Annotated in this window: 7 protein-coding genes; 6 read left to right on the forward strand and 1 reads right to left on the reverse strand. The window is 47.1% G+C overall.

Going from position 1 to position 5680, the window contains the following annotated elements; all coding sequences use genetic code 11:
- Positions 1-300 precede the first annotated feature (300 nt).
- From AC1HCM_RS06495 to AC1HCM_RS06520, 6 genes are read left to right on the forward strand one after another with little or no spacing between them, the layout of a single operon-like run.
- On the forward strand, positions 301-1830 hold the full coding sequence (locus tag AC1HCM_RS06495; protein WP_479460958.1) for a hypothetical protein: 1530 nt from the start codon (positions 301-303) through the stop codon (positions 1828-1830).
- 3 nt (positions 1831-1833) lie between these two features.
- Positions 1834-2883: a lipoate--protein ligase gene (locus AC1HCM_RS06500; RefSeq protein ID WP_479460959.1), complete on the forward strand. Its 1050-nt coding sequence runs from the start codon at positions 1834-1836 to the stop codon at positions 2881-2883.
- Positions 2880-3524: a DUF1122 family protein gene (locus AC1HCM_RS06505; protein WP_479460960.1), complete on the forward strand. Its 645-nt coding sequence runs from the start codon at positions 2880-2882 to the stop codon at positions 3522-3524. Before AC1HCM_RS06500 ends, AC1HCM_RS06505 begins: the two co-directional genes overlap by 4 nt.
- Positions 3494-4468, forward strand: coding sequence for a calcium/sodium antiporter (locus tag AC1HCM_RS06510; protein WP_479460961.1), 975 nt, complete (start codon positions 3494-3496; stop codon positions 4466-4468). The genes AC1HCM_RS06505 and AC1HCM_RS06510 overlap by 31 nt, the downstream gene beginning before the upstream one ends.
- Complete coding sequence (locus AC1HCM_RS06515) at positions 4465-4677, forward strand: AtpZ/AtpI family protein (RefSeq protein WP_479460962.1); 213 nt, start codon at positions 4465-4467, stop codon at positions 4675-4677. Before AC1HCM_RS06510 ends, AC1HCM_RS06515 begins: the two co-directional genes overlap by 4 nt.
- Before the next feature lie 15 nt (positions 4678-4692).
- On the forward strand, positions 4693-5406 hold the full coding sequence (locus tag AC1HCM_RS06520; protein ID WP_479460963.1) for a DUF481 domain-containing protein: 714 nt from the start codon (positions 4693-4695) through the stop codon (positions 5404-5406).
- On the opposite strand, the gene AC1HCM_RS06525 is transcribed toward AC1HCM_RS06520, so the two are convergent.
- Positions 5403-5680, reverse strand: a 278-nt coding sequence (locus AC1HCM_RS06525; protein WP_479460964.1) for a bile acid:sodium symporter family protein, incomplete at its 5' end; no start/stop codon positions are given. The two genes, AC1HCM_RS06520 and AC1HCM_RS06525, sit on opposite strands and share 4 nt — an antisense overlap.

The raw sequence follows: 5680 nt of genomic DNA on the forward strand, positions 1-5680 counted from the left end.
CTTCCCTCTTCTGGGGAAGTTTCTTGCGAGGGACTTCTCACCCCTGCGGAGGATTTTGATAGCGGGGGATTGGAAGAGGGTGGTGGAAGGGTTAGCTCCTGTACCTGGTGCAGGGGCAACTGCACAAATGTGCAGTTCGGTTAACCAGGTGGCTCACGTTGTACAAAAGTTTAAGAGTGATCTACTGCTTTCCAAGTCAGGTTATAATATCAGAGGCGATAACCTATAGGGTTAGCTACCAAAAGTTCTCTATATGGAGGAGAATTGAGAAATCGCCTATAAGGTTTTAGGGTTGTATATATGTTAATAATAAGTCTTGTTTTAGGCATTGGGTTCGGTATTTACGTTTTCAATAGCTTAAAAGGCACACCAAGAGGTAAATTAACTGGTACTTTACTTTCAGCTTTTATCATATTTGGCAGTTTTTTTATTGGTAAATCTTTGGAAAGGCTGGAAAACGCTAAAAATTTGAAATATATCTTTGGAAAAGACTTTTTGTTTTTCTTCTTTTTCGGTCTTGTCTTTATTCTAATTTCGGTTTTATTCTTTTATTATTTTAAGAACTCCGCATATCTAAAAGGTCAAACAAGAAAAAGGAAATCAAAGAAAGTTCCGAATGTTGGCTTGTTTTTTATAATATTTGGCATATTATGGATCATTCTTTCTTTACCCGCCTCGCTACATTTTAGCAAACAGATCATAGCACATAAAAGTTTCCATATATCCGTTCCATTTTTTGCCTCTACCTTGTTTTTACTGATAGGAATACTGATTTTAGCTGTAGGAATTATCCAGTTTTCCCAGTTTCATAAAGGAAAAAATATAAAGATAAAGATTGAGAACGGAGCTGGGTATTTGGGAAATAATCTGTGTATTCAACTATTTAATTTACCTTTGGATTTTAAAACAATAAGTGTGACCATAAGTTGCCATAGGCTGAGAAAGTGGTACTCTTATAGCGGAGAAGTAAACGCTGATGATGAAGTACTATGGACAGAAGAAAATATTCTATTAAAAGAAGATATCCAGCGGGGAATTAGAGGAGGAAATGCAATTTGTTGTTTCTATATACCTGATAATCTTCCACCTTCTACGGAACCTAAAAGGGTAACATCTTCTGCAATACCTTCATATATTCCAGAAAAGGTAAAAGAAAAAGCGGAAGATATAATGCCTTTCTTAGAAAGTAAGGATGTTATAGAAACTATATACTGGTCTGTAGAAATAAAATCAGAAAGCACCTATGCATCCTTTATTATTCCTGTTCTAAAGTCCGATGAGACAAAAAAACCTGATCAACAAAAGGAACTCGCAAAAATTGATAATAAAATTAAAGCATTTATAAGACCATACAAAAAGGGATGGGAATTTATACCGCGTCAATACAGGAACATTTCATTAGGTATCATCTATTTAATAGGGGGTATTATCGGGACGGGAATTAGCAGTATTATGCTAAGCGTAGCTTTTAAAAGTAAACTTCTGCTTGACAAGATTTTTGTAGGATTCTTTTCTATCATTTTTCTCCCGATAGGTATTATCATTCTTTTACTATCAATTCCTCTTATTTTCGGAAGCTTCTATGTGCGACGTGAAGGCGGTAATTTAAAGGCGGTGTGGAAGTTATTTTTAATTCCCGTGAGGTTGAAAAATATAAACATGAAAGAAATTCATAGTGTAAAGCTGATAGACAGAAAGAACAAAAATGCTAAATATGGCATAGAGATAATACTAAAAAGCAGGGAGAAGCATAGCTGGAAGGTATCCTTTAGCAAAGCGGAAGCGCAGGCGCTCCTTTATATGATAAAGGAGGAAATTGATAGGAGGTAAAGTATGAAAATCTACAGAGCGGGTAGGCTTGACAGCCTTCGCTCCATAACCCTCTTCCATGCTATGGCACGGCTCGGGTACGAGGGTCTGATAGTAACCTCACCCGCAGAGACCTATATCAGCGTCGGTTACTTTGACAAGACGGAGGACATAATTGACCTTGAGAGGTGCAGGGAAAGGGAAATCCCCCTTATCAGGAGGGAAGTGGGAGGAGGTGCCGTCCTTCTGGACGAACATCAGGTCTTCTACCAGCTGATTGTAAAGAGGAACAGGGGGAGGCTCCCCTTCAAGATAGAGGAGGCTTACAGGAGGTTCTCCCAGCCGGTGATAAACACCTACAGGAGGCTGGGTGTTGAGACAGAGTACAGACCTATAAACGATATCGTTGTCAAGAGTAGCAAGAGGAAGATAAGCGGACAGGGTGCTGCGGATATAGGGGATTCCTTTGTCTTCGTGGGAGGTCTTTTGCTCAGATTCAACACAAGGTTGATGTCCGAGCTCTTCAGGGTTCCGGAGGAGAAGTTCAGGGACAAGCTCTACAAGAGCCTTGAGGAGAACATAAGCTGGGTTGAGAGGGAGACCGGGAGGCTTCCGAGCTATGAAGAGGTTGAGGAATTGCTCATTGAGGAGTTCTCAAAGCTGATAGAGTTTGAGGGTGAGGGAGAAATACCGCCGGAGGCGGTCTCTTTAGCTGATGAACTGAGAGAGGAGTTCACCTCTGAGGAGGTCCTCTTGGAGGATACGGGGAGAAGGCACAGGGCTATAAAGATAAGGGAGGGCGTCTTTGTGAGGAACGGGATTCACAAGGCAAGGGGAGGACTGCTAAGGGCTGAGGTTCACATATGGGAGGGGGTAATAGAGGAGGTCAGGATAAGGGGGGACTTCACCCTCTATCCCAAAGACTCCCTGAGGGAGCTTGAGAGCCTTCTTGCGGGCACACCCTTTGAGAGGGAAGCTATAGAGAAGGTGGTTGAGGACTTCATGAGAAGGGAGGAGATTGAGTTCCCGGGGGTTGAGGTTGAGGATATAGTGAGCGTGGTTTACGGAGAGTGAGCGTGAGGGAAGAGGAGCTTAGGAAGGTTATAGAAAATTTGAGGAAGGGAATAGACGTAGAGGGACTCACACTGACCTGCGGTGAGCCCAAGAAAGGGAGGTTTGCCCAGGAGCTCAACCTTGACCTCTTCGTCCAGAAGGGTGAGAGAAGGACGCTCCTTCACGTAAAGGTCTTCCTGGGCAGGGCTGAGTACAGGGACTGGGTTGAGGTATTCGGGATAGCGAGGGAGGTCTTTGGAACTCCCTACTTTGGCTCTGCTCTTGAGTCTAAGGTTCTTGACCTCTTTGCACCTCTGACCGGAAGGCTCTTCGTTGAGTACTACGAGGACATGGAGACGGTGAGGGAGCTCTCCGCAGGAGTCCCCCCGGCCCTGTCAAGGCTCGGCTTTGAGCTGGCAAAGAGGGGCTTTACGTGGTTCAAGGACTGGTACTTTCCAGAGGGTCTCATGGAGGGAGGGCACAAGCTTCAGGCGGAGAGACCTAAAAGCAGGGAGCTCCTTCTGAGGCACTTACATGGGCTTGAAGAAGAGCTCGGAAGGTTCCTAAGCTCTCCAGCGGAGAAGTCTTTAAAAAAGCTTTCTGAGGAGAGGTTTAAAATACTTGAAGACGCATGGAAAAAGATATACTCATCAGCCTTATAAAGCTCATAGCTGGTATAGCCTTCCTCGTGAAGGGGGCGGACATGCTCATTGGCGGTTCTTCCTCCCTCGCAAGGAGGGCGGGTATCCCGGAGTTCGTTATAGGTCTGACGCTCGTTGCCTTTGGCACTTCCCTGCCTGAGCTAACGGTAAACGTTCAGGCGAGCCTAAAAGGTGCCTCTGAGATAACCCTCGGAAACGTGATAGGCTCAAACATAGCGAACATACTGCTCATACTGGGTGTCGCCGGTCTAATAAGACCCCTCTCAATCCACAGGACCTTCGTGAAGAAGGAGATACCCCTAAACTTCCTGAGCATAGTCCTCCTCTTCGCCTTGGTGTCCGACAGAGTCCTTGATGGGGCGTCCGTAGCACTTATATCGCGCTCGGAGGGGCTCGTGCTGATGACAACCTTCGTTGGCTACCTTTACTTCCTCGCAGCTTTCCTTGAGAGGGAGGAGGTTGACGATGATGGAAGGAGCCTTGGCTTTTTGAAGGCTATCCTCTTCATCCTCTTAGGGTTTGTTGGGCTCATCTTAGGCTCCGACTGGACTGTGAGCGGTGGGGTTAGCTTAGCGACAGCCCTCGGTGTCAGTCAGGTGATAATAGGACTCTTCCTCATAGCGGTAGGGACCTCTCTTCCGGAGCTCATGACCTCCGCGGTAGCCGCCTACAGGGGAAATTCGGACATAGCTCTCGGGAACGTCGCAGGCTCAAACATATTCAACATATCGCTCGTTCTCGGGGCAAGCGCTCTCATAAACCCAATACCCGTACCCGAAAGGGTCTTTAAGGACCTCTCACTCCTCTTCGTTGCAACCTTCGGTTTGTTGCTTTCCAACTACACGGGGAGCAGGTACACCGTATCAAGGATGGAAGCGGGCTTTTTCCTCGTCATATACGTACTCTACGCTCTGTACTCTTGGTATATGGAGACCTGGAGATGAGACCGAAGGACATATCCGCAATGACCGTGGGGCTCAACCTCCTTGGGGGGATAATAGCTGGGCTCTTGGTCGGCTACTTTATAGACTACGGCATGGAGAGGTGGTTCGGTATAAGAACGAGCCCCTGGGGGCTCCTTATCTTCTTCTTCATCGGGATAGTGTCGGGATTCCTCAACGCCTACAGGGACATGAAGAGGCTTGAGGAGTGATATAATTGCCAATCCATGATACCTCTCCTCGGACTCCTGCTGATCACCGTCTTAGCCTGGGCTGAGGAGACCACCCAGAAGCTGTGGTCTGCCCACGTGGAGCTGTCCTTCGTCAGAACCGATGGGAATACGAAGACCCAGACCTTCTCCGAGAAGCTGGAGATAAAGAGGGAGGGAAAGGTAAACAGGCTCTATCTGAAGAACTCTGCCCTCTACGCAACTCAGGAGGGAAGCGAGACGGCAAACAGGCTTGATGTGAATGGCAGATGGGAGAGGCTCTTCACCGATAGGTTCTTTGGCTTTCTAACGGCGGGCTACGAGAGGGACAAGTTTTCGGGTTACGAATACAAGTGGAACGGAGGACCCGGTGTAGGTTACGACATCCTGAAGACGGAGAAGCAGGAGCTCAAAACGCTCCTCTCAACCCTTTACTACTACAACAGGATAGAGAACGACGGCATAGACAACTACGCAACCCTGAAGGCTGAGCTCTACTACCAGTGGAAGATACTTGAGAACCTGAAGCTCAAGGAGGACCTTAGCTACATACTCAACTTATCCGATACAGAGACCTACTTCATAAACTCCGAGACTTCATTGGAGACTAAAGTAAACGAGCATCTCTCCCTCGGTGTCGGTTACAAGGTTGCCTACCAAAACAAGCCCCCGAGCCCAGAGGTTAAGAGGACGGATACGACCTTCTCAACCTCCCTGATAATTGACTTTTAGAGCCTCCTGAACAGACCAGAGAGGAGGACACCGAGGATGTTCTGGGAGAGGCTGAATACCGCCGATGGAAGAGCAGCGGTGTGGGAGAAGAACTTGAGGGCGAGAACCGTTGAAAGCCCTGAGTTCTGCATGCCTACCTCAATGGAAAGGGTCTTGGAAAGCTTTCTGTCAAGCCCGGCGAACCTCCCAAAGGCATAACCCAGCAGGAAGCCCGACATGTTGTGAAGAAGAACGCCCCCGAGGGTAAGGAGAGAGACCTCCCCAAGTCTGTCCC

It is taken from the genome of Hydrogenivirga sp. (assembly GCF_056450045.1).

Excerpts from the sequence above, each read along its gene's own strand:
- AC1HCM_RS06515 (WP_479460962.1), top strand. The coding sequence starts at position 4,465 with ATGAGACCGAAGGACATATCCGCAATGACCGTGGGGCTCAACCTCCTT.
- AC1HCM_RS06500 (WP_479460959.1), top strand. The coding sequence starts at position 1,834 with ATGAAAATCTACAGAGCGGGTAGGCTTGACAGCCTTCGCTCCATAACC.
- AC1HCM_RS06510 (WP_479460961.1), top strand. The coding sequence starts at position 3,494 with ATGGAAAAAGATATACTCATCAGCCTTATAAAGCTCATAGCTGGTATA.
- AC1HCM_RS06520 (WP_479460963.1), top strand. The coding sequence starts at position 4,693 with ATGATACCTCTCCTCGGACTCCTGCTGATCACCGTCTTAGCCTGGGCT.
- AC1HCM_RS06495 (WP_479460958.1), top strand. The coding sequence starts at position 301 with ATGTTAATAATAAGTCTTGTTTTAGGCATTGGGTTCGGTATTTACGTT.